This window comes from Yersinia sp. 1252 StPb PI (assembly GCF_048593885.1).
In the GTDB taxonomy this organism is placed as follows: domain Bacteria; phylum Pseudomonadota; class Gammaproteobacteria; order Enterobacterales; family Enterobacteriaceae; genus Yersinia; species Yersinia enterocolitica_E.
Map to the genome: position 1 here is coordinate 1 of NZ_JAZGQE010000395.1, position 1,090 is coordinate 1,090.

Below are 1,090 nucleotides of genomic sequence, written 5' to 3' on the forward strand. Positions count from 1 at the left end.
CCTGAGGCACACAGGTCGAGGTAAACCGCATCATCGCGCTGGCTTTACCGTTGGCTAATTGCGGCGGCAGAATATAGTTCAGGTAACATTGCTGGCCGGTACCTTCACCCCAACTGACTTGCAAACGGCCACGCTCCTCGCTCACCCGCGCATAAATCTGACCACCCTGACCGACAGAACCCACTACCTGACCTTTGGTGTCTAATACTTGCGACCCAAACGGCACCGGCTCGCCATCTGACTGGGTGGCATTGACCAATATCGGATAGCCCTTGGTACTTTTATATTTCACCATCACCACCGCTCCGGCATTCGGCGCCACTTTCTGACTGGTGGATTCCAGCTCCACGTCATAAGAGGTCCCCTTCGGATCGATGGTTATCTCATTCATCTGATAGGCACTCAGATACGGCACCACGGCATAACCCCGCGAGTCAATTTTTACGCCGGAGTAACCGGACACTTCAGCCCCTTCAGCGCCCTTCGCTTCCACCACCGCAAAGGTCTCACTGCTGTACGGCGTTAATGTCACGCCGCCGGGGTGGGCAATCATGCTGCCTGAAATGCCGACCGAGCCACTCTGATAGTCGCGACCGCCACCGTAAGACGCCATACTGGTGGCTTTAGAACCGCGGTACTGACCATTGACACTGCCACTGGCCCCCGACCCGCCGTTGCTGTTCATGGCGGTCGCCCCATAACTGAACTGGCTTTGCTCGCCGGCACTGCCTGAAACCGATGCCTGTTCGCCCCAGTTGCCCTGACCATTGCGGTTCATTTCCAGTCGCATTTGCGGCACGTTCTGCTGGTCATTACGCCCTAATGGGAAACTCATACTGACCAGATAAGTATTTTGCATCTCGCCAAACCCGGAGCGGCTGCGGTTCACGCTGACACCGTAGGTCATGCTTTTATAGTTGTTGCTGTAACCCACCTGATACTGCTGGTCACTGCCACCTTTATTCCAGTAATCCTGCAAAGAACCACTGATATACATCTGGCCCCAGCCGTCCGGTAATCCCTGATTGGCGGTCACGGTTAAGCGGTTTTTTGCCCGGTAGATACTGTTGGCGTCATAGCCCTGACGTTC

At 55.4% G+C, this 1,090-nt stretch carries 1 protein-coding gene; it reads right to left on the minus strand.

What is annotated here, in order from left to right; translation table 11 throughout:
- Positions 1 to 1,090, minus strand: a 1,090-nt coding sequence (locus V2A85_RS23865) for a fimbria/pilus outer membrane usher protein (RefSeq protein WP_420072577.1), incomplete at both ends; no start/stop codon positions are given.